Below are 20,995 nucleotides of genomic sequence, written 5' to 3'. Positions count from 1 at the left end.
TATCATAGGTGAATACAACCATTCGATTTGACACCTTAATATAATAAATGAGGAACGCTTTATGACTGAGACATTTAACCCGCAAGCCAATACGGTGTTTTGCCGTAAATATCAGCAAGAATTGCCAAAAATGCCGCATCCGCCTTTCCCGAACAAAAAAGGTCAAGAGCTGCAAGAAACGGTCTCTGATAAAGCGTGGAAAGAGTGGATTGAACAACAAACCATGCTCATTAATGAAAACCACTTGAGCATGATGGATCCTGCCGCCAAAAAGTTCTTAACCGAGCAGCGTGATAAGTTTTTGGATAACGAAGACTATGAGCGTGCACAAGGCTGGACGCCCGAAGCCTAGTCGTCATTTTTCTTTGTCTAACACTTAATAAAAACGCGCTATGTCAATATAGCGCGTTTTTATTGATAATCGGTTTTTGGTTTTTATCAACCTTCACCGCTGTCGGATGATTCAAAATCAGTGACTGACATAGTGCTAACCTGACGAGCTGCCATACGGTCATTGGCTTTTTGTACTGCTTTTTCAACCAACGTATAGTCTGAATGGCGAACGTCTTGACCACTGATATAGTTAATCACTAGCTCGGCCACGTTTTGGGCATGATCGCCAATACGCTCAAGTGCTCGCAATACCCACATGATATTAATCACTTTTGACACGTGCCGTGAATCTTCCATAATATAGGTCATCAAAGCACGAATGGCCGATTGGTATTCATCATTAACCACGCTATCATTGCGTATGACTTCAAACGCTTGCTCAGCGTTCGATTGACTAAAAGCTTCTAGCGCATTATGTAACATCAGACGCACCTGATTGCTTAGATGCTGAACTTCTGCATAGCCATAAGACAACTTGCCTTGTGCCGCAATTTTATTGGCCATCTGAGCAATTTTGACGGCTTCATCTCCGATACGCTCTAAATCAACCACGCCTTTACTAATGGACATGACCAGACGTAAATCATTGGCCGTTGGCTGGCGTTTGGCAACCAACAATAAAATATGCTCGTCCAGCTCTACTTCCATTCGATTGATTTCGAAGTCCAGATCAATGACCTCTTGCGCCAGTTCTTCATTTTTATCAATAAGCGCATGGATGGCTTTGGCAACTTGATTGGCGGCACTATCACCCATGTGTAAAAATAGGCGGATGGCTTCGTCAAGATCTTGATCGAAACTTTTGGAGATATGCTTATCGCTTGGCATAAGAGTAATTCCCTAAAATCCATATTTTGGTAGCGCGGTGTGCTGTGTGAGCCGAACGAATCAGCTCATGATATATTATGAAACGTATCGAGCATTCCGTGCCTGCTCAAATGTTGCGTTAACCATAACGACCCGTAATATAGTCTTCCGTCGCGGTTTGCAAAGGCTTGGTAAATATCTGATCCGTCTCGCCCATCTCAATCATATCGCCCAAATACATATAAACGGTATAGTCTGATACTCGTGCTGCTTGCTGCATGTTATGCGTGACAATCGCAATGGTATAGTCGTTTTTTAAATCTTCAATCAAATCTTCGATAGCGCCCGTTGAGATAGGATCAAGTGCTGAGGTTGGCTCATCAAGTAGCAGTACTTCAGGCTTGGTTGCGACACTACGCGCGATACAAAGACGCTGCTGCTGTCCACCTGACAACGACAATCCAGATGCTTTTAACTTGTCTTTCACTTCTGGCCACAACGCCGCTTTTTTTAGCGCCCATTCCACACGGTTATCAAGCTCTGCTTTGGACATTTTTTCATACAAACGTACACCAAAAGCGACATTGTCATAAATCGACATCGGAAACGGCGTGGGTTTTTGGAATACCATACCGACTTGGGCGCGGAGCAAATTGACATCGATGTCTTTGCCCAAGATGTTTTTGCCATCGAGGTTGATATTGCCTTCTGCACGCATACCGGGATACAGATCGTACATACGATTAAACGTACGCAGTAGTGTAGATTTTCCGCACCCTGAAGGACCGATAAAAGCGGTGACTTTTTTATCAGGGATATCAATATTGATATTCTTCAACGCCTGAAAATCACCATAATAAAAACTTAGGTCGCGAATTTCCATTTTTGCCGCTGGCATGTTTTTAGGAATATCATCGCGCGTTTGCTTGGTCAGAGTAGCAGTATCTGGTTGTCCCATCTGCGTGCTAGTAGACATAGGTCTATTCAATAGACTATCTGTGGTCTCTTTGAAGTTATCAACAGTCTTTTTCTTGCGGACTTTGCTTATAACGTCATTCATAGTGTTATCCAACCTAGCTTAATTAAAATTCATGTGCGTTTAAGTAAACGCTTGATGTGATGTGATGTGCTTTGACGTCAGCCCTTATTTGGGCTGACCTCTACCGCCAATGAATCTGGCCAAAATATTCAATACCAGAACAGAGCTAGTGATAAGAAGTGCCGCGGCCCATGCCAGGGCATGCCAGTTATCATAAGGGCTCATCGCAAACTGATAGATGGTATTGGGTAAGTTAGCAATTGGTTGACTCATATCGGTACTGAAGTACTGATTGTTCAGCGCCGTAAATAGCAACGGTGCCGTCTCACCTGTGATTCTAGCAAATGCCAATAACACCCCTGTCGTAAGCCCCGCTTTTGCCGCCTTAATAGTTACTTGCGTCACCATTTTCCACTTAGGCGTACCTAATGCGTAGGCGGCTTCGCGAATACTATTGGGAACCAGATTGAGCATATTTTCTGTCGTACGCACAACCACAGGAATAACAATTAATGCCAAAGCCAACGCGCCCGCCCAACCAGAGAAGCTTTCACCTTTTACCATCAGCGCATAAATAAATAGACCAATAACAATCGATGGTGCAGACAGCAAAATGTCATTCAAAAAACGTGTTACTTTACCAAGCATACTACCCTGAGAGAACTCAGACAAGTAAATACCCGTCATCAGACCGATGGGCGCTCCGATAAATAATCCTGAAAATGCCAACATCACCGAACCGACAATCGCATTTCGCAAACCACCTACGCTCATAGGCGGTGGTGTATCGGCCGTAAATACAGGCAGTTGCACGATGCCTTGGAAGCCTTCGATAAACAGTGTAAACAAAATCCAAAACAACCAAAACAAACCAAAAACCATCGCTGACATCGCAAACCCTAGGCCAAGCTTATTGGCCCAGCGGCGCTTGTTATATAGGCTTTGGTTATAACGACCTTCAAAGTTCGTCTTCGCTGGTAACGGCGCATTGATTGCGTTGGTAGCATTGTTAGAAGGCATAAAACTTGTTTCCCGTATTTTTATCAGTACCCATAACCATCAAAATTTACCGAGGTAACCGAACAGCTATCGATTGCCTGCTTTTTGATCCATACGCATCAGCATCAGCTTAGCCAGAGATAACACAATGAAAGTAATGACAAATAGGATTAAGCCTAAATGTAATAAAGAAGACAGATGTAGCTCATTAGAAGCTTCTGCAAATTCATTGGCTAAGGCCGAGGTAATCGTAACGCCAGACGTAAATAGACTTGGACTAATATTAAAGGCGTTACCGATTAAGAAAGTAACCGCCATCGTCTCACCCAGTGCGCGACCTAACCCCAAGATGACACCACCGACGACACCCGCTTTGGTATAAGGCAAGATGATCTTAAACATGACTTCCCATGTCGTAGCGCCCATACCGTAAGCCGATTCTTTCAGCAAATCTGGCACAACGGAAAAAACATCTCGCATGGTAGCAGCGATGAAAGGGATAATCATGATGGCAAGTACCAGCGAGGCTGTAAACATACCCAGCCCCATTGGCGCACCCGTAAACAGTTTACCGATAATAGGTAAAGGGCCCACATGCTCAATAAACCATGGCTGAATGTGATCACCAAAAAAAGGCGCAAACACAAACAATCCCCACATACCATAAATGATAGAGGGAATGCCCGCCAACAATTCGATGGCGATGCCAAGTGGCTTCTTTAAAAACTTTGGACACATCTCAGTCAAAAATATCGCGATACCAAAACTGATTGGTACGGCAATCATAATGGCAATAAACGATGTCACTAGCGTGCCGTAGATAGGCGCTAGCGCACCGTATTCATTGCCTACTGTATCCCAGTTATTACTGGTATAAAAGCTCCAACCAAATTCTTGGATGCTTGGCCAAGCCCCGATGGTTAAAGAAACCAAAATACCGCCCAAGGACAGAAGCACAAGGATGGCAAAAGCCTTGGTTGCATTAACAAACAGCATGTCGTAACGTTTTTGTTTAGCCAGTTGGGACCTTAAATCATTCATAAGTGTCTCAGCGTTGAATAGAATCAAGTCAAAATATTAGAAGCGTGAATGCGGTTTCATCACAACAAACTTAAAATGACCTTTAAATTTGTTGTGATAAAACCTCTCAAACCACTACCGGAGAATAGTGATTTGAGAGGGTAATTGGAAAACGACTAATCAGTGGCTGAAATAAACCAATTACTGCGCAGGCTTATAAACAGGTTGTCCATCGCTACCTTTTACTTCCTTCCATTTTTCTTTGAATAATGCCACTGCTTTATCAGAGAAAGGGACGTAGTCTAGTGCCATCGCATCTTCATCACCTTGGCTATAAGCCCAGTCAAAGAAGTTCAATACGCCAGCCACTTGCTGAGGATTCTCTGGCTGCTTATGTATTAAAACGAAGGTAGTAGCAGCGATTGGCCATGCTTGCTCAGTCTCAGAGTCAGTAATAACTTTGTAAAAACCTTCTTGCTGTGACCAGTCGATGTCACCTGCCGCGGCAAATGTCTCTGCAGAAGGCTGTACGAAGTTACCAGCCGCGTTCTTAAGTGCGGTATGCGACATTTCGTTCTGTTTAGCGTAAGCGTATTCAACATAGCCGATAGAGTTTTTCATACGGTTAACGTAGCTTGAAACGCCTTCATTACCTTTACCACCTGCACCAGTGGCAGACGTTGGCCATTTAACGGTTTTATCAACACCAACTGTATCTTTCCAGTCAGTTGACACTTTAGCTAGATAATCTGTGAAGTTAAAAGTAGTACCTGAACCGTCTGAGCGGAATACGGTGGTGATTTGGGCATCAGGTAGAGTCAAGTCTGGATTCATTGCTTTGATAGCAGGATCGTTCCAGTTGTTGATTTTACCTAAATAAATGTTGGCTAAGGTTTCACCATCCAATTTCAACGCACCTGGCTCGATACCGTCAATGTTGACAATAGGTACGACGCCGCCGATGATAGTCGGAAACTGAATAAGACCAGATTCTTCAAGCTCTTCAGGTGTCAAAGGCGCATCAGACGCACCAAAGTCTACAGTTTTTGACTGAATCTGTTTGATACCACCAGAAGAACCGATTGATTGGTAGTTGACTTGACCACCAGTGTCAGCATTGTAATCAGCAGACCACTTAGCATAGATAGGCTGTGCAAATGAAGAGCCGGCACCAGTGATGTTCATGGCGATATTTTCAGCAGAGGTAAAACCTGTGCCAGCAGCAGGGGTGGTACTGGTAGTAGCATTACCGGCTGTTTCAGTAGTTGTGACAGCGCTACTGCTATCCGCAGCTGGCTCTGCCGTGTCGGTCGATTTATTACACGCCGTAAGTACTAAGGTACAGCTGACGGCCACTGCTAATAACGAATAACGCATGTAAGACTCCTGAAGTTTAACAACGATACAAAAAACATTGTTTGTGACATGCGAGCTATATTGACAAGTTTTTATGACAGTTTAATGACAGCACTCTTAATCTTTCGTTTTCAACGACTGCTAACGAATTATTTTGAAAAAAAGCGGAGTGCATACAACCATCATCTTTAAAACGTGCTACTCATGCCGAAATATCGTTAGCCGTCAGTGTAGAATTTTGCTAGTATAAAGAAGATTTACAACACTGACAGACTCGGGGTGCGGTGTATTATTGACTTACTTTTTTAAAGTAGTCGCTTTGATACATTCGCTGAGAGATCACCCGCCGAACCTGATGCGGTTAGTACCGACGCAGGGAAGTCTTGAGCCTATGTTTATTTACAAAGGGCGCGCAGAAATGCCTTTTTATAATTGCCAACGTCTTGCAGACTTTTTGTCTGCGGATATATTGCTTTAATAATTAGCTGTGCCCAGCAATCATTTAAAGATGATTTATCACTTTCAATAGCGATAGCTCGTCTGCTTTATAATTGCATTTGTTCGTATCTCATAGTGCCACCCCCGCAGCTACTGGCGGTGTTGATTTTATTCAAAAACCAACACGCTAGGACAGCATATGACCATCTCAAACGTACAAACCACCCAAACCTATACTCCAGATAATGACACGCCTGCTATTCCAAAATCTGCTGATACAACGAGCAGTAAAGCGGACAAAAAATCAGAGGCTCTAAAAACCCCTGCCCACCGTGCAGCAGGTGACGCGCGTTTTGAAGAAGACGCTCGTGACCTACATCGTATCCTTCCCGCTTCCAAAAAAGTCTATATCGAAGGCTCGCGCGCTGATATTCAAGTACCGATGCGCGAAATCAGTTTAGCAAACACGCCTATTCAAGGGGTCGATGAAGCAGACTGGGAACAAAATCCGCCATTTTATGTTTATGACACTTCAGGCGTTTATACCGACCCCAATGTCGATATCGACCTCACACGCGGACTGCCAAAATTGCGTGAAAACTGGATCGCTGAGCGTGGTGATACCGAGCAACTAAGCGGCCTGTCCAGCTCATACGGACAAGCGCGCGCCCGCGATATCAGTACTGCCAATCTCAGATTTGCTCATATCGATAAGCCACGTCGCGCTAAGTCGGGCAATGGTTTCTCAGGAAATGTCACGCAAATGCATTATGCGCGTCGCGGTATCATCACCCCTGAGATGGAATATATCGCCATTCGTGAAACACAAAAGCAGCATGAGCTGACAGATATACGCCAACATGAAGGTGAAAATTTTGGCGCTAATACACCAATAATCATCACGCCTGAATTTGTGCGCAGTGAAGTTGCTGCTGGACGCGCCATCATTCCTAACAACATCAATCACCCTGAGTCCGAACCGATGATTATCGGTCGTAACTTTTTGGTAAAAATCAATGCCAATATCGGAAACTCAGCATTAGGCTCTTCTATTGATGAAGAAGTATCCAAGATGACGTGGGCCACACGTTGGGGCGGTGATACCATCATGGATTTATCAACGGGCAATCATATCCACGAAACACGCGAATGGTTGATTCGTAACTCGCCTGTGCCGATCGGTACCGTACCGATTTATCAAGCACTAGAAAAAGTCGATGGCGTCGCAGAAGATCTAACGTGGGAGATCTTCCGCGACACCTTGATTGAGCAAGCCGAACAAGGTGTGGATTACTTCACCATTCACGCCGGTGTATTGCTGCGCTATGTACCACTGACTGCGAAGCGTTTGACGGGCATCGTGTCCCGTGGTGGCTCTATCATGGCGCAGTGGTGTCTTGCGCATCATAAAGAAAGCTTTTTATACACACATTTCGAAGACATCTGTGAGATTATGAAGCAGTATGATGTGGCGTTTAGCTTAGGCGACGGTTTGCGTCCCGGTTGCTTGCAAGATGCCAATGATGAAGCGCAATTTGGGGAGCTACGTACACTTGGTGAGTTGACGCAAGTGGCTTGGCAACACGATGTGCAGGTGATGATTGAAGGACCTGGACACGTGGCGATGAACCGCATTAAAGAAAACATGGACTTACAGCTTGAGCTATGTGCGGACGCGCCATTTTATACGTTGGGGCCTTTGACGACCGATATCGCTCCCGGTTATGACCACATTACCAGTGCGATTGGTGCGGCGATGATTGGCTGGTTTGGTACAGCGATGCTCTGTTATGTCACGCCAAAAGAACATTTGGGTTTGCCCAATAAAAAAGACGTCAAAGACGGTATCATCACTTATAAAATTGCCGCCCACGCCGCCGACCTTGCCAAAGGACATCCCGGTGCGCAGGCACGTGATAATGCCTTATCCAAAGCGCGTTTTGAATTCCGCTGGGACGATCAATTCAATCTGGCGCTTGATCCTGATACAGCACGTGAATTTCATGACGAAACGCTGCCAAAAGACGCGCACAAGTCCGCCCACTTTTGCTCCATGTGTGGGCCAAAATTTTGTTCAATGAAAATTACGCAAAATGTGCGTGAGTATGCCAAGGGCTTGGAGAGTAAAGAGGTTTAAAAACTGCCTGATTATTCTCATAAAAAAGCCTAGTGCTATTAATAGTTGCTAGGCTTTTTTAAGTTGATTTTCTATTAGAATTACGAAGACTCTATAATTACAGGGATTGCTTGACGTAGGTAGTTATCCCAGAATTGTTCCCGATTGGGTACATTTTGAATATTCTTCAAAAATCCTAAGCATTCTTTTGCAGGTATTTGACTATTGTCACCGCGTAATATCATATTTGCTCCACTAATCATATTCAAAGTATCTATTTGTTGAGCGTTCAAGTGACCTGCATCATCACTTAAGCTAACCTCCCTCCAAAGTTCTTTCGTTATCTCTAAACTTTCAGTTAATTTAGGGTTATTTTCGAAAATTTCTTCTCCAGTGGCAGCTATTTCATGACTCAAATCTGGAGCATTTTTTTCACAGCTATTAACAAAAGCATTAATGGTAAAATACATAAAGTTAGCTTGTAGTAATTCATAATTAATTGTCGCTAAGTTAATACTTGCAAGCTCTCTAGTAAATGGATTGGATATTGGCTCATGGACACTAGCATTAAGTGTGCAAGGAATATATAGAGATGTTACTAAGGCTACTTTAATGAGCTTAGAGTTAATAGAGAGCATAGTGCACCTTGACAAGTAACAGCAAAAATTTCATGTATATCATTAAAAAATCTCAGTAAGCAACAAGCCCGCTGAGATCATAAACTAACCCTATAATACTCTAAACCTCAAACCTTCGACGCCTCATAAATCTCTTGGATTGACGTATCAATCATATCAGCAAATTCTTTATCGCTCTGCTGACGACTCAAGCCTTCGGTAAAGGCGCGTGAGAAGCTTGCAATCATACCTGGGTTTTGTTTGAGTTTAGCGCACGCTTCGTTACGACTATAACCGCCGGATAATGCGACTACTTTTAGCACTTTTGGATGATCAATCAGTTCTTGATAAAAGCCTGCCTCTTCTGGCAAGGTCAGTTTTAGCATCACTTGCTGATCGTCAGTTAAACGATCCAAATTATGCAAAATACTGGTTTTGAGTATCAGCTCACACTCATGCTTTTGAGCACTATTGATATCCACTTCTGGCTCGACGATAGGCATCAAACCTTTTGAGAGTATTTGTTTTGCTACATCAAACTGCTGCTGTACAACCAACTCGATACCATCGACGTTTGGCTCATAAATAACGGAGCGCATTTTGGTGCCAAATACGGGATAGTTTTTTGCCTTATCTAATAACACATCTAAATCTGGAATGGGACGCATGACTTGCACACCGCTCATTTGCTCCGCCAAACCCTTATCTACTTTCAAAAATGGGACAATATTTTTGTCTTCCCAAAGATAGTTGGCTGTAGATTTTCCATTGACCTCACGTTCCATTGTGTCTTCAAATAAAATCGCTCCCAGCACCCGCTCACTATCAAAAGCCTCACAAGTCATGATACGCGCACGCATCTCATGCACCAAATCAAACATGGCTTCATCACTGTCATAGTCATCTGCATAAATGCCATAGTTCTCTAATGCTTTTGGCGTACTACCACCACTTTGATCCAATGCGGCAATGAAACCTGAACTGTTTTTTATGCGTTGTAATTGCTTGTTGTATTCCATTGAAAGGGCTTCCTATTTTTATTTATTAAAGTCAAATATCACAAAGTAAATCGCTTTTTACTCGTTTATATAGTGCGTTCAGTATAAAACGAATCAGCGGGACTGGAATGCTGATCTTTAAACGAGAAGTTTCGCCGCATCGATCTGCGAAGGCACAGCAAGCCAGAAAAATTTATACCAGTTCCGCGTTGCAATATAATGGTTCTGTTTTATTTAGAATCTACTATATAAGCGTTGCTGCTCGTGGATAACCTTATCATAGGAGACTTGACCTGCCTATATACAATACGTTAAAGCTTTTGTAAATTCTCATTACACGTCACTCTTTTGGTCAAAAACTCACGTCAAAAACAACACTGCCACACAACCAATCGCTAATAATAAACCCAATATATTCATGCGATTAAGTGACTCTTTGAACACACCGACCCCGATCAATGTGGCAACAGCGATGACGCCGACATTCATACCCGTAAAGACAATACTTGGCGAGTCTGATAACACTTGATGCGCGCGCACATACGCATAGATATTTCCCATATTCAGCGCACCCAATAACAATCCTGCCATCAGCGCATTGCCCTGCCAGCGCACTCGCGTGACCAGCAGATAGATAAATAACAACAATCCTGCCAAACCAAAACTGACAAATAGCGTGAGTGGAAAGGCAGTACCATGTTTGGCCACTTGCTTAAATAAGATGTCGATAATGCCATAACCTACCCACACACCAAATAACCAAAGAGGCGTCAGCTGGGTTTGTTTGCTAACGTCAGTGTGCTGTGGACGATAAATTAAAGCCGCCAATGCCAAAAATCCCAATGCCAATCCGAATATGCGCATACCCGTTAGCACTTCACCGAATAATAAAAAAGCGGCGACAATCGGAATGATTAATGACAAACGCTGCGCGGCATCGGTGGCGACCATACCGACCGCTTCAATGGCACGCCCAAGTAGGATAAATACGGCTGGTAAGAGCACACCAAGCGCGATAATGATTCCCCATTCGTCATTGAGCGTACTCACTTCACTGATCTCTGGCTTTAGCAAAACCCAAGTCAGCAAAAATGCCACGGGATAACCAGCAACGATGGTTTGGCGAATGTCTATATTTTTTTGTCGTAATACCTTGAGCAATACTGAAACGGCGACACTACAAAGCACCGCGATCGTTAAATACATCATGCACGTTTACCTTTTTAGCTTGCGACTTTTATATGACTGTTATTTATACAGCAAAAATAAGAAATTAAATGGCTTTATGATAGATCAATAATATAGTGAGTTCAGCATAAAAAAGAGCCAGCGTGACTGGAATGCTTATCTTTAAACGAGAAGTTTCGCCGCATCGAGACTGCGAAGCCACAGCAAGCCAGAAAAATTTATACCAGTTCCGCGTTGCAACATAATAGGTCTGTTTCATTTGAGATTGACTATATAACAAATAGCCCCTGTGACGGTGAAATTACAATTAGCATGCAGCTCTCATGGTGAAGTTTGTTAAAATAGTGCGCACTCCTAATAACAACAGTAAAGATTCAAAATAACGAGTGATATCGTTGGTTTTGGCGTACTGCTATTGATGTTTTATGACTGCCTATGAATGCTCTATTTCGCTTTTTCGAAACTCGCCTACCCGCTTTTCCTGAGACGCCTATGCCGCTGCCCTCACCACGTGATGGCATGCTTAAATTTATGTGGGCGTGTACCTATGGTCTGCGCGGCTGGTTGCTACTGTTTATGATTCTATCAGCAGGCATCGGTATCTACGAGGCCATGCTGTTTGCTTGGATTGGCAATATCGTCGATTGGTTGGGCGTTTATACGCCAGAGAATTTATGGTTAGAAAAGGGCGACATGCTGCTCTTAATGCTGGCAGTCATGATAGTGAGTCCCGTATGGATTGCGCTGTCATCGCTTGTTCATTTTCAGACGTTGCAAGGCGTGTTTCCGATGCAAATGCGCTGGCGCTTTCATCAACGCATGCTTGGGCAATCGATGCAGTTTTATCAAGATGAGTTTTCAGGACGCGTCTCTGCAAAGGTGATGCAAACTGCGCTGGCAGTGCGTGATACCGTCATGACCGTCACCGACATGTTTATGTATGTCGCCGTTTATTTTATAACCTCAGGTATTATTCTATTTAACCTAGACAGCCTATTGCTGATTCCATTTGTTATTTGGCTGGTCTTGGTTACACTGGCCATTTGGTACTTTATTCCCAAACTCAAACTAACGGCCGTTGTACAAGCGGATGCACGGGCGCTCATGACGGGCCGCATTACAGACGCTTACGCCAATATCATGACCGTCAAGCTGTTCAGCCATTCGCGCCGTGAGCTGAGCTATGCCAAAAACGCCATGGGTCAATTTTTGGGTACAGTACACGCGCAAATGCGCTGGGTCAGCTATTTAGAAGTATCGACTCATCTTATTAGTATTATTTTAGTCAGTAGCACGGCTGGTATAGGTTTGTATTTATGGCAACAAGGCGCCGTTGGTGTTGGTGCAATTGCTGCTGCAACCGCGATGGCACTGCGTTTAAATGGTCTGACTCACTGGATTATGTGGCAAACTGCCAGTCTATTTGAAAGTATCGGTACGGTACAAGACGGTATGCGCACGTTATCAGCGCCGCAAAAGATCATTGATAAACCAAATGCCCCTGCCTTAAAAGTTACCGAAGGACGTATCATATTCGATCATGTTGATTTTAGCTATGAAAATGATAACGACGATATTGAAGGTAAAAATATAGACGAAATAAACGCGCCAGCACCTTCTACCATCAAACTGCTCGATGACTTCTATTTAGATATCAAGCCGGGCGAAAAAATAGGCTTGGTTGGGCGCTCAGGTGCAGGTAAATCAACCTTAGTGAACTTGTTATTACGCTTTTTTGATGTGGATAGCGGCAAAATCTTGATTGATGGACAAGCCATTGACGACGTTACGCAAGAGTCTTTACGCCAACAGATCGGTATGGTGACCCAAGACACTTCTTTATTACATCGTACGGTACGTGAGAATATCGCATACGGTCGCCCAAATGCTACCGATGAAGAGATTATGACGGCGGCGAAGCAAGCGCAAGCGTGGGACTTTATCAAAGACTTGTATGATGATAAAGGCAATAAAGGTCTTGACACGCAAGTGGGTGAGCGCGGCGTCAAGCTCTCTGGCGGGCAACGTCAGCGTATCGCTATCTCACGTGTCATGCTAAAAAATGCGCCCATTTTGCTATTAGACGAAGCAACCAGTGCGCTTGACTCAGAGATTGAGTTTGCCATTACAGAAAGCTTGAATGACATCATGACAGGCAAAACCGTCATCGCAATTGCGCATCGCCTCTCTACCATTGCAGCACTAGATCGCTTGGTGGTCATGGATCGAGGTCAGATTATCGAACAAGGCAGCCATGACGAACTACTGGCACTACATGGCGTCTATGCAAGATTGTGGCATCGTCAAAGTGGTGGATTCTTGGGTGAAGACAGTTAAATAAATAGGCGCAACCATGACCGATCTCTTCGCCCCAGCGCCTACAGATAATTTATTGCCTTACGATGGTAAGGTGAATGACTTGGGTATCATTATTGATAACCCTAATGAACAGTACGAAACCCTTTTCGCAGAGCTACCTTGGCAGTCTGATATCGTGACGCTGTTTGGACAAACTCACATCACTACTCGCCAGATCGTCTGGATGGGTGAAAACAATACTCCCTACCACTATTCAGGACAGACGCGTCAGGCTATTCCATGGTCAGATGCGGTGTTTCACGTGAAACAATCTGTCGAGCTAGCGTTGAAAAGTATCGGCATCATCGTTGATTTCAATACTTGCTTGCTCAATTACTATCCGTCTGGCGCTGACGGTATGGGCTATCACGCTGACGATGAAAAAGAGCTTGGGCATCAGCCAATCATCGCCTCCCTCTCGCTCGGTGCCACACGAAAGTTTGTCTTCAAACACAAAAAAACTCAAGATAAAGTCGCGCTTTATCTTGAGTCAGGTCAGCTTGTTGTCATGCATGGCGACACACAAACCTTTTGGAAACATACCATCACTAAGACGAAAACCATCTCAGATGGGCGCATTAGCCTAACGTTTCGGCACATGCCAGCCAATTAACGCCTGTTAGCTTACTTTTAAAACAATCTTACCAAAAGCATCGCCTTTTTGTAGCTCATGATGCGCAGCAACCACTTCTGCTAATGGGTATGTCTGCTGAATACGTAAAGTCAGCTCGCCATCAGCCACGAGCTGTAAAACTCGCGCCATGTCTTCACCACTACGCTGCGCTTTATAACCGGCTACTTCCAAGCTTTTTTGCTCGCCTGCTTCTTTTAGTTTATCAACCCAAATAGTGGGTAGCACATTTACTCGCCCACCAGATTTGAGTACACTCAGCGCGCGTACGCCCGCTTCATCTCCAACCAAATCAAGCAACACATCGGCTTGCAGCTCAGTAAAATCCTCATCTTTGGTATAATCAATCCAACCAGCCAGTTTACTGATATCTATCAGCTCATCGAGCTTGGCATATTTTTCTGGCGAACAAATAACCGTTACCTTGATATTATTTGCTGTTACTTTCTTCATTAATAGCTGAATCAATAAGTGACCGACACCGCCCGCTGGCGCATTGATGACCACATGCTCGCCCTCTTTAATATCGGCAAACTCCGCAAACTGGATCGCGGTTTGTCCGATACAAGGCAACGCCCCTGCCTGCTCTAAAGTAACAGCCGCTGGCACTTTCGCCAGCAGTTTGGCATCGACCACCACGTACTCTGCATAGCAGCCGCCATTAAAAGTCAAAGCCGCGACATTATCACCAATAGCAAATTGATCGCTATGACTGGCGACCACTTCACCGGATACGTCAAACCCCAAAATTGCTGGTTGGTCGTTGTCGAATTTTTCTTTACGAATATTTTCTGCGCCCCAGCCTTTGCCCTGACGGGTTTTGTAATCGACAGGATTGATGCCAGCGTAGGCAACTTTTACCAATACCTGATCGTCCTGTAACTTGGGCATATCGACCCCATCCTGATATTTCATTACTTCAGGTTCGCCAAATTCGCGTATGAGGACAGCATGTTGGGCAGTTGGCAGTTGGGCAGTGGCTTGCTCAGTCTGAGCAGTAGTAGATGACATCACCATAGTAGAATATCCTTATATTTGGTTGATTACTCACTTGTAGTGGTCAATATATCACGGCAACATCAGCTCTGCACTGATGGGCAAATGATCTGATAATGTTGACCATGGTTTGCCCGTATGTACCCAAGCGTCTTTAATCTTTAAATTACGTACATAAATACGATCTAAACTGAGCACAGGCATTTTGGCTGGGAACGTTGGCATCAGCTTGCCGTGGAAGTGCTTAAAGGCCTCAATCATACCTAAACTGGTAGCAAGCTTGTCACAAGACATTTTTTTCCAATCATTAAAATCACCCGCCAAAATCAATGGTTGATCGGAGGCAATTTCATTGCGAACATAATTAGCGATCGCTTCGTATTGTTTGATACGATCGCGCTCAAACAAGTTCAGATGGGCGCATAACACGACAACGGGCATCTCCCAACCTGCTGGCTGTACTTCGCAGTGCAACACGCCGCGCTGCTCAAGTTTATTGACCGTAATATTCACATTGTGTTTTGGATCCAGTGGAAATCGGCTAAGTACCGCATTGCCATGATGCCCATTTTCATATTCTGAGTTTTTGCCATAACTGTTTTGCAGCTGTAGATATTCGCCAAACCACTCATGCTGTGATTGGTCGGGGTATTCGTTATACTGCAAATTGCGCTTGAGATTTTGACCTTGTACTTCTTGCAGACACAGCACGTCTGAGCCAATGATATCGAGTGCTTGGGCAATACCCTGCATTTTTACTTGGCGATTTAAAGGCGACATACCTTTATGAATGTTATAGCTGGTCAGAACAAAAGAAGAGGTGGTCATAATTTTATTAGTCATAAAAAGATCGGTATACAGAGGAATACGCTATTGAGTATAACAGCAGTCGTATTTATCAGCAGCATTTAATCGGTAATGGGTGTGATATGAAGGGCAGAAGATTGACACGTTATGAGGCGTGGGACTGGTAAAAATTTTCGGTGCTTGCTGTGCCGTTACTACTAGCGGCTACGAAAAAGAAGTTACGGAAAACAAGCTACGAAAAATTTGTACCAGTCTTACTGACTCTCTTTTATTGATGATTAGATATTTATTTATAGGTGTCTAAAGGTGTCATACGTGGAATGTCTGGCATCTCAACCAAGGCAGGATCAATCTCAGGTTGTGGGTTGTGAACGATACTATTGATGCGCGCTTTTAATTGCAAAAACTGACTGTCCGTCACGATGTCAGGATGACGAGGCCGTGCAAGTGGCACTTCAATAATATCTTGAACCTCACCAGGATTGGCTTTGAGAACGACGATGCGGTCTGAGAGCAGTACCGCCTCATCCATATCGTGCGTAATAAACACAATAGTGATGTCAATATTGCGCCACAAATCCAGCAAATGCTTTTGCATTTTTTGACGGGTATAAGGATCAAGCGCGCCAAAGGGTTCATCCATAATCAATACTTTGGGTTCATTAATCAGTGCTCTTGCAATGGCTACCCGCTGCTTCATGCCACCTGACAGCTGATGCGGATAATGGTTTTCGTATTTGGTAAGACCGACGATATCGAGCCACTCACGGGCGCTACGCTCAGCATTCGACTTACTACGACCTTCCATGATGGGACCAAACATGACGTTTTCTTTGACGGTTTTCCAAGGAAACAAAGTATAGCCCTGAAAAACCATGCCGCGACTGGCACTTGGGCCTTTCACTCGTTCGTTATCAACGATGACCTCACCGCTCGGATAAGCATCTAAACCAGCAATAATACGTCCCAATGTCGATTTTCCGCAACCAGACGGCCCGATCACACAGACAAACTCGCGTTCATGAATTTGTAGGCTGACCTCTTTTAGTATGACTTTTCGGCTACCGCCTTGGTCAAACGATTGTGTCAAATTATCCACTTTTAGCACCACATTTCGTTGATACAGTGCTTTGAAGTAATCATCAATGACTTGCTGATGGTTGGTATGAGCACTGTTTACAGCGACTGAAGAGGCAATATCATGAGTCATCATTTAAATACTCGCTTTCCATTTAAAGAGTTTTTTACCCAGCTGGTACAGTAAGATATCTGTCCCCAACCCGATAAACCCAATGAGAAGAATCCCAGCGTAGACATTATCAAAATGCTGGTAACGGGCTTGTTGCACAATAAACCAAGTGATGCCTGAGGTGGTGCCGATGAGTTCAGCAACAATCAAATATGTCCATGCCCAGCCCAATAAAACCCGCAAATCTCGATAGACATCGGGCAAGACAGCAGGCAACAACACATAAAAGAAGCTTTTGAGCTTATTAGTGCCTAAAGTATATCCTGCCTCAATAAGTCCTAAATCCATCGTGCGCGTGGTATTGGCAATGATTAGAATTTGTTGAAACAAAGTACCAATCACGATAATGGCAATTTTTGGCCCATCATAAATACCCAGTACCGCCACAACCAAAGGGCCAAAGGCTGGCGCGGGTAAGTAACGAAAAAACTCCACAAACGGCTGCGTAATTTGCGCGATTTTTTGAGAAAATCCGCATAATAATCCTAGCGGTATACCGATAATCGATGAGATAAAGAAAGCAATAAATACCGTGCGAACGCTTTGCCACAGACTCTCGTGCAACCATGGGCCATCAGCTTGCGCAGGCGGTGTGACAAAAGCGGTGACCATCGCTGTCGCCACCTCATCAGGCGCTGGCAAGTAGATTGGATTGACCAGTTTTCCTTGCGGCGGTACAGCATTTGATGCCATAGCATCCTGTGCTTCTTGGTAAAATACCGCCTTTTCAATGCGACTGCCTTCTTGTAGATACGTACTGCTTCCTGCATCGGTAATCTCAACTTGTGGATGCCAAATAAAAGGCAGATAGCTCACCGCACACCATATTAAGATCGGAATCAAAAATGAAAGTACATTTAACCCAATGGTGGTCTTTTTGGTTAAATACTGATTGATATGACTCATAGGCTTCTCTATAAAATGGTGATAAAGACGCTACAACCTTTGTCTTTGCAATGAACACAGTCGCTATTAATCGTTCTGAGTAATCAAATCAGGGTAGATTAATTTATCGATATCAATTGTTTGCGTATAAATTTGATTGTCGATATTGAACCGATTGACATGGTAGCTCGACCCATAAATAGAGCTCAGCTCATCAGATTTGGCAAAGACCTTTTTGTTGTCTTCTAAACTCATCAATTTGGTGCCATTCAAAAAAGTACTGTATTGATCTGCGGGGACGTTTACCTTATTGGACATGATGCTAATGGCATCGTCTCGAGTCGCAGGATCATTGATGTAGTTGACGACTTTGCCCCAAACTTGAATGATTTTGGCATACTCGGCCTTGTGAGCAGATAGGCTGGCAGGACTGACAGCTAACGTGTCATAAATCAGACCGGGTTTGTCCGCTGAGGTATAAATGGCTTTTGCACTGGGCACATTTTTTAAAGCTTGGTTGGCATTGGGTTGCCAAATAGCAACGGCGTCAATGCTATCATTGGTAAACACTTGCGGCAGCTCATTGGTGGTGGCATTTACCAAGGTCACATCCGCTTCGCTCAAGCCGTTATCAGCCAGCGCACTATTGAGCAAAAGATGATCGACCAGTCCTTTTTCGACCCCAATCGACTTGCCTTTTAAATCCGCGACACTAGTCATACCGGGCTTGGCAATGATTTGATCGTTTCCTGCAGAATAATCATTGACCAAAATAATGATGCCTTCACTACCGCCCGCAGCGTTGACCAAATTGTCGCCATTCGTCACAGAAATGGCATCTAATTGATTGGAAGCAAAAGCAGATAAGGACGCAGAATAGTCAAACCACTTAAACTCGACATTCACACCTGCTTCCTCAAACCAGCCTTTGTCAATCGCAATCTGCCAAGCCACCCAGCCCGGCCAATCACTGTAACCGATAGAGATTGGCTCATCGTTTGCAGCCGCGGCTTTGTCTGTTGTCGCCTCCCCTTCAGGCATCGGGACTGTGGCGGTATTGTCACAGCCAAACAGCATAAAGCTTGAAAAAATCGCAAAAGTAAATAAGCGTCGATTCATGAGTCTTACTCCTTGAATAAAGACAGTTCCCCTATGGAAATGCCTGCTGATGAGGGTGATGTAGTGCGATGAGATAAAATGGCGTTGCTTGTATTACTGTTTTAAGTAGTGAGTCAATTTATGTGGCAGCAGTGACTGGCGCTGATTGCGAGTCTATGTACGCTTTCCAGCCACCAAAATGTGTGACATCTGTACTGTCTGCAAACCCATACTCTTCGCAAATAAAGCTCTTAACCCAGCGCCCATCTGCCAATTCAACATTGCCAATGCCTAATGGGGACGGCACCTCATTAACGATTTCACCAAATCTTGCTTTAGGAATACGCCAGACTTCTACCGCAATAGCGCGCCCGCCACTCTGGCGTTTAAGCCCGGGTTTGGCTGGTGTTGATCCTGCCAATGCAAAGAGCTGATAGGTCGCGGCCGTTTGAGTTTTTTCAGACAATACGCCACCTCGATCCGTCAGCTGATAATTGAGCGGCATACCACTTAAATGCGCACCAACCACAGCCAGCTCAACGCTACTATCATTATCAAATTTGGTACTAAGAGGAATCAGTGATTGTGATTTGTCAGATTGATAATGATGCTGTGACGTTCCCATTGGTGTTTTCAAAGCGGCTTGCCATTGATGACCAAAATTGGCCAAGGCTTCATCGTGCCAAGTCATGGCAATAAAGGTCACGCCGCGCGGTAAGCCATCATCAGCGATTACATTTGGTAAGGCCAATGCGGACAAATCTGCTAAATTCACAAAATTGGTATACGCGCCCATGTGACTGTTTTTGGTCAATGGGTCGGCATTGACAGCGTCAATGGTGTAAATGGTCGGTGCTGTTGGTACCATCAACGCATCAAACTCAGATAGCACTTGTTGAATATGACGGCTGAATGCGGCGCGTGTATACTCCGCGCTCATCGCATCGACGGCACTATAATTGTCAGCTTGGCTAATAATTTGGCGGGTAATGGACAAAAGCTCATCACGACTGACAAACTGGTCAATCGCAAAAGCACGCTCACTGACCCAGCTGTCGTTATAGAGCGCATCGGCTAACTCGTTAAAAACTGTAAAATCTATCGGTGTGACGTCATAGCCCATAGCCTCAAGTTGTGTAAGTGCCACCTCAAAAGCCCGTTCTGATTGGGTATCACCATAAAATTCCAAGGTATCAGGGATAGCGATTTTGCCAAGACTAAAGGCAACTGGTGCGGTGTTCGGATGAGCGCGACTGTAATCATCTTTTGCATCATAGCCTTTCATTACCTGAGCCACTTGCCACGCCTCATCAACACCAAGCGCAAAAATAGAAATCACGTCATGCAGACGGCAAGCAGGAATGAGACCCGTGGTGGATAGCCACCCTTTCGTCGGCTTCAAACCCACTATATTGTTATGTGAAGCAGGCACTCGCCCAGATCCTGCTGTATCTGTCCCAAGCGCAAACGGCACCGTGCCATTGGCAACACTGACCGCAGAGCCTGAGCTTGAGCCGCCACTGATATAATCGGGATTGAAACTATTGGTCACCGCGCCATAAGGCGATCGCGTTCCCACCAGTCCTGTCGCAAATTGGTCGAGATTGGTTTTACCAATGACCACAGCCCCAGCTGACTTGAGCTTGGCAATCACATGCGCGTCTGTTTCAGCCAAATATAAAGGGGCTGAACAAGCCGCTGTGGTATGGAAGCCTGCCACATCGATATTGTCTTTCACCGCAAACGGTATGCCATATAAAGGTAAGTCTTCGGGGTTTTGGGCGTTGATGATTTCGAGTTGTTGGGTTACTTGTTCAGAAGTAGCAATCTCAATCCAAGCATTGTTGTCATTGCTGATACCCGCAACGTAATCCAGTAGATCATTGAGCTGAATATCTCCCTCAGCGTAAGTACGTTGCCAATCTTTGATCGTCCAATTCATCTGCATAATCGCTCTCCCTATCGTTTTTATCACCATTTTTAAAATAAAATCATGCGCT

18 protein-coding genes and 1 riboswitch are annotated in these 20,995 nt (G+C 44.5%); of the genes, 4 read left to right on the top strand and 14 right to left on the bottom strand.

Annotated features, from left to right (window positions below):
- Positions 1 to 61 precede the first annotated feature (61 nt).
- A complete protein-coding gene (locus JMY02_RS10980; protein ID WP_201598171.1) occupies positions 62 to 352 on the top strand; it encodes an oxidative damage protection protein in 291 nt (96 codons plus the stop codon).
- Positions 353 to 438: 86 nt separating this feature from the next.
- Here JMY02_RS10980 and phoU read toward each other — a convergent pair whose 3' ends face one another.
- From phoU to pstS, 5 genes are all read right to left on the bottom strand, one after another.
- The gene (phoU, locus tag JMY02_RS10975) at positions 439 to 1,221 is read right to left on the bottom strand and encodes a phosphate signaling complex protein PhoU (RefSeq protein ID WP_201598170.1); all 783 of its coding nucleotides are present in this window, start codon (positions 1,219 to 1,221) and stop codon (positions 439 to 441) included.
- Between the two features lie 118 nt (positions 1,222 to 1,339).
- Positions 1,340 to 2,260, bottom strand: coding sequence for a phosphate ABC transporter ATP-binding protein PstB (pstB, locus tag JMY02_RS10970; RefSeq protein WP_201598169.1), 921 nt, complete (start codon positions 2,258 to 2,260; stop codon positions 1,340 to 1,342).
- A gap of 84 nt (positions 2,261 to 2,344) precedes the next feature.
- On the bottom strand, positions 2,345 to 3,259 hold the full coding sequence (gene pstA / locus JMY02_RS10965; protein WP_021814102.1) for a phosphate ABC transporter permease PstA: 915 nt from the start codon (positions 3,257 to 3,259) through the stop codon (positions 2,345 to 2,347).
- Between the two features lie 66 nt (positions 3,260 to 3,325).
- On the bottom strand, positions 3,326 to 4,279 hold the full coding sequence (pstC, locus tag JMY02_RS10960) for a phosphate ABC transporter permease subunit PstC (RefSeq protein ID WP_201598168.1): 954 nt from the start codon (positions 4,277 to 4,279) through the stop codon (positions 3,326 to 3,328).
- A 180-nt stretch (positions 4,280 to 4,459) separates the two neighbouring features.
- Positions 4,460 to 5,635, bottom strand: coding sequence for a phosphate ABC transporter substrate-binding protein PstS (pstS, locus tag JMY02_RS10955; RefSeq protein ID WP_201598166.1), 1,176 nt, complete (start codon positions 5,633 to 5,635; stop codon positions 4,460 to 4,462).
- A 244-nt stretch (positions 5,636 to 5,879) separates the two neighbouring features.
- A riboswitch (TPP riboswitch) is annotated at positions 5,880 to 6,010 on the top strand.
- Between the two features lie 241 nt (positions 6,011 to 6,251).
- Between pstS and thiC the strand changes: the two genes are divergently transcribed.
- On the top strand, positions 6,252 to 8,189 hold the full coding sequence (gene thiC / locus JMY02_RS10950) for a phosphomethylpyrimidine synthase ThiC (RefSeq protein WP_227678485.1): 1,938 nt from the start codon (positions 6,252 to 6,254) through the stop codon (positions 8,187 to 8,189).
- 80 nt (positions 8,190 to 8,269) lie between these two features.
- Here the strand turns inward: thiC and JMY02_RS10945 are convergent, their stop codons facing one another.
- The 3 genes from JMY02_RS10945 to JMY02_RS10935 all read right to left on the bottom strand — a co-directional run bounded on the left by JMY02_RS10945 (position 8,270) and on the right by JMY02_RS10935 (position 10,992).
- Positions 8,270 to 8,806: a hypothetical protein gene (locus JMY02_RS10945; RefSeq protein WP_201598163.1), complete on the bottom strand. Its 537-nt coding sequence runs from the start codon at positions 8,804 to 8,806 to the stop codon at positions 8,270 to 8,272.
- Positions 8,807 to 8,913: 107 nt separating this feature from the next.
- On the bottom strand, positions 8,914 to 9,804 hold the full coding sequence (locus JMY02_RS10940) for a fructose bisphosphate aldolase (RefSeq protein ID WP_201598160.1): 891 nt from the start codon (positions 9,802 to 9,804) through the stop codon (positions 8,914 to 8,916).
- A 339-nt stretch (positions 9,805 to 10,143) separates the two neighbouring features.
- Positions 10,144 to 10,992 carry an EamA/RhaT family transporter gene (locus tag JMY02_RS10935; RefSeq protein ID WP_201598157.1) on the bottom strand — a complete coding sequence of 283 codons (849 nt, stop codon included), beginning with the start codon at positions 10,990 to 10,992 and terminating at the stop codon, positions 10,144 to 10,146.
- A 414-nt stretch (positions 10,993 to 11,406) separates the two neighbouring features.
- Between JMY02_RS10935 and JMY02_RS10930 the strand changes: the two genes are divergently transcribed.
- Both JMY02_RS10930 and JMY02_RS10925 read left to right on the top strand, forming a co-directional pair.
- The gene (locus JMY02_RS10930; protein ID WP_201598154.1) at positions 11,407 to 13,308 is read left to right on the top strand and encodes an ABC transporter ATP-binding protein; all 1,902 of its coding nucleotides are present in this window, start codon (positions 11,407 to 11,409) and stop codon (positions 13,306 to 13,308) included.
- 16 nt (positions 13,309 to 13,324) lie between these two features.
- Positions 13,325 to 13,942 (top strand): alpha-ketoglutarate-dependent dioxygenase AlkB family protein, encoded by a 618-nt coding sequence (locus JMY02_RS10925; RefSeq protein WP_021814110.1) that lies wholly within the window; start codon positions 13,325 to 13,327, stop codon positions 13,940 to 13,942.
- 6 nt (positions 13,943 to 13,948) lie between these two features.
- Here the strand turns inward: JMY02_RS10925 and JMY02_RS10920 are convergent, their stop codons facing one another.
- From JMY02_RS10920 to atzF, 6 genes are all read right to left on the bottom strand, one after another.
- Positions 13,949 to 14,977 (bottom strand): NADP-dependent oxidoreductase, encoded by a 1,029-nt coding sequence (locus tag JMY02_RS10920; RefSeq protein WP_227678484.1) that lies wholly within the window; start codon positions 14,975 to 14,977, stop codon positions 13,949 to 13,951.
- 51 nt (positions 14,978 to 15,028) lie between these two features.
- Complete coding sequence (locus tag JMY02_RS10915) at positions 15,029 to 15,784, bottom strand: endonuclease/exonuclease/phosphatase family protein (protein ID WP_201598151.1); 756 nt, start codon at positions 15,782 to 15,784, stop codon at positions 15,029 to 15,031.
- A 265-nt stretch (positions 15,785 to 16,049) separates the two neighbouring features.
- Positions 16,050 to 16,976, bottom strand: a complete 927-nt coding sequence (locus JMY02_RS10910; protein ID WP_227678483.1) for an ABC transporter ATP-binding protein — start codon at positions 16,974 to 16,976, stop codon at positions 16,050 to 16,052.
- Entirely contained in the window at positions 16,977 to 17,918 is a 942-nt protein-coding gene (locus JMY02_RS10905; protein ID WP_201598137.1) for an ABC transporter permease, read from the bottom strand.
- A 66-nt stretch (positions 17,919 to 17,984) separates the two neighbouring features.
- Positions 17,985 to 19,016: an ABC transporter substrate-binding protein gene (locus JMY02_RS10900; RefSeq protein ID WP_201598134.1), complete on the bottom strand. Its 1,032-nt coding sequence runs from the start codon at positions 19,014 to 19,016 to the stop codon at positions 17,985 to 17,987.
- A 118-nt stretch (positions 19,017 to 19,134) separates the two neighbouring features.
- Complete coding sequence (atzF, locus tag JMY02_RS10895) at positions 19,135 to 20,943, bottom strand: allophanate hydrolase (protein WP_201598131.1); 1,809 nt, start codon at positions 20,941 to 20,943, stop codon at positions 19,135 to 19,137.
- Between the last annotated feature and the right edge of the window lie 52 nt (positions 20,944 to 20,995).

The organism is Psychrobacter vallis (assembly GCF_904846715.1).
In the GTDB taxonomy this organism is placed as follows: domain Bacteria; phylum Pseudomonadota; class Gammaproteobacteria; order Pseudomonadales; family Moraxellaceae; genus Psychrobacter; species Psychrobacter vallis.
The sequence above is the reverse complement of the archived record's forward strand: the minus strand, read 5'-3'. Positions and strand labels throughout refer to the sequence as shown.

Coding starts and splice junctions, on each gene's coding strand:
- JMY02_RS10980 (WP_201598171.1), top strand. CDS start 62: ATGACTGAGACATTTAACCCGCAAGCCAATACGGTGTTTTGCCGTAAA.
- phoU (WP_201598170.1), bottom strand. CDS start 1,221: ATGCCAAGCGATAAGCATATCTCCAAAAGTTTCGATCAAGATCTTGAC.
- pstB (WP_201598169.1), bottom strand. CDS start 2,260: ATGAATGACGTTATAAGCAAAGTCCGCAAGAAAAAGACTGTTGATAAC.
- pstA (WP_021814102.1), bottom strand. CDS start 3,259: ATGCCTTCTAACAATGCTACCAACGCAATCAATGCGCCGTTACCAGCG.
- pstC (WP_201598168.1), bottom strand. CDS start 4,279: ATGAATGATTTAAGGTCCCAACTGGCTAAACAAAAACGTTACGACATG.
- pstS (WP_201598166.1), bottom strand. CDS start 5,635: ATGCGTTATTCGTTATTAGCAGTGGCCGTCAGCTGTACCTTAGTACTT.
- thiC (WP_227678485.1), top strand. CDS start 6,252: ATGACCATCTCAAACGTACAAACCACCCAAACCTATACTCCAGATAAT.
- JMY02_RS10945 (WP_201598163.1), bottom strand. CDS start 8,806: ATGCTCTCTATTAACTCTAAGCTCATTAAAGTAGCCTTAGTAACATCT.
- JMY02_RS10940 (WP_201598160.1), bottom strand. CDS start 9,804: ATGGAATACAACAAGCAATTACAACGCATAAAAAACAGTTCAGGTTTC.
- JMY02_RS10935 (WP_201598157.1), bottom strand. CDS start 10,992: ATGATGTATTTAACGATCGCGGTGCTTTGTAGTGTCGCCGTTTCAGTA.
- JMY02_RS10930 (WP_201598154.1), top strand. CDS start 11,407: ATGAATGCTCTATTTCGCTTTTTCGAAACTCGCCTACCCGCTTTTCCT.
- JMY02_RS10925 (WP_021814110.1), top strand. CDS start 13,325: ATGACCGATCTCTTCGCCCCAGCGCCTACAGATAATTTATTGCCTTAC.
- JMY02_RS10920 (WP_227678484.1), bottom strand. CDS start 14,977: ATGGTGATGTCATCTACTACTGCTCAGACTGAGCAAGCCACTGCCCAA.
- JMY02_RS10915 (WP_201598151.1), bottom strand. CDS start 15,784: ATGACCACCTCTTCTTTTGTTCTGACCAGCTATAACATTCATAAAGGT.
- JMY02_RS10910 (WP_227678483.1), bottom strand. CDS start 16,976: ATGATGACTCATGATATTGCCTCTTCAGTCGCTGTAAACAGTGCTCAT.
- JMY02_RS10905 (WP_201598137.1), bottom strand. CDS start 17,918: ATGAGTCATATCAATCAGTATTTAACCAAAAAGACCACCATTGGGTTA.
- JMY02_RS10900 (WP_201598134.1), bottom strand. CDS start 19,016: ATGAATCGACGCTTATTTACTTTTGCGATTTTTTCAAGCTTTATGCTG.
- atzF (WP_201598131.1), bottom strand. CDS start 20,943: ATGCAGATGAATTGGACGATCAAAGATTGGCAACGTACTTACGCTGAG.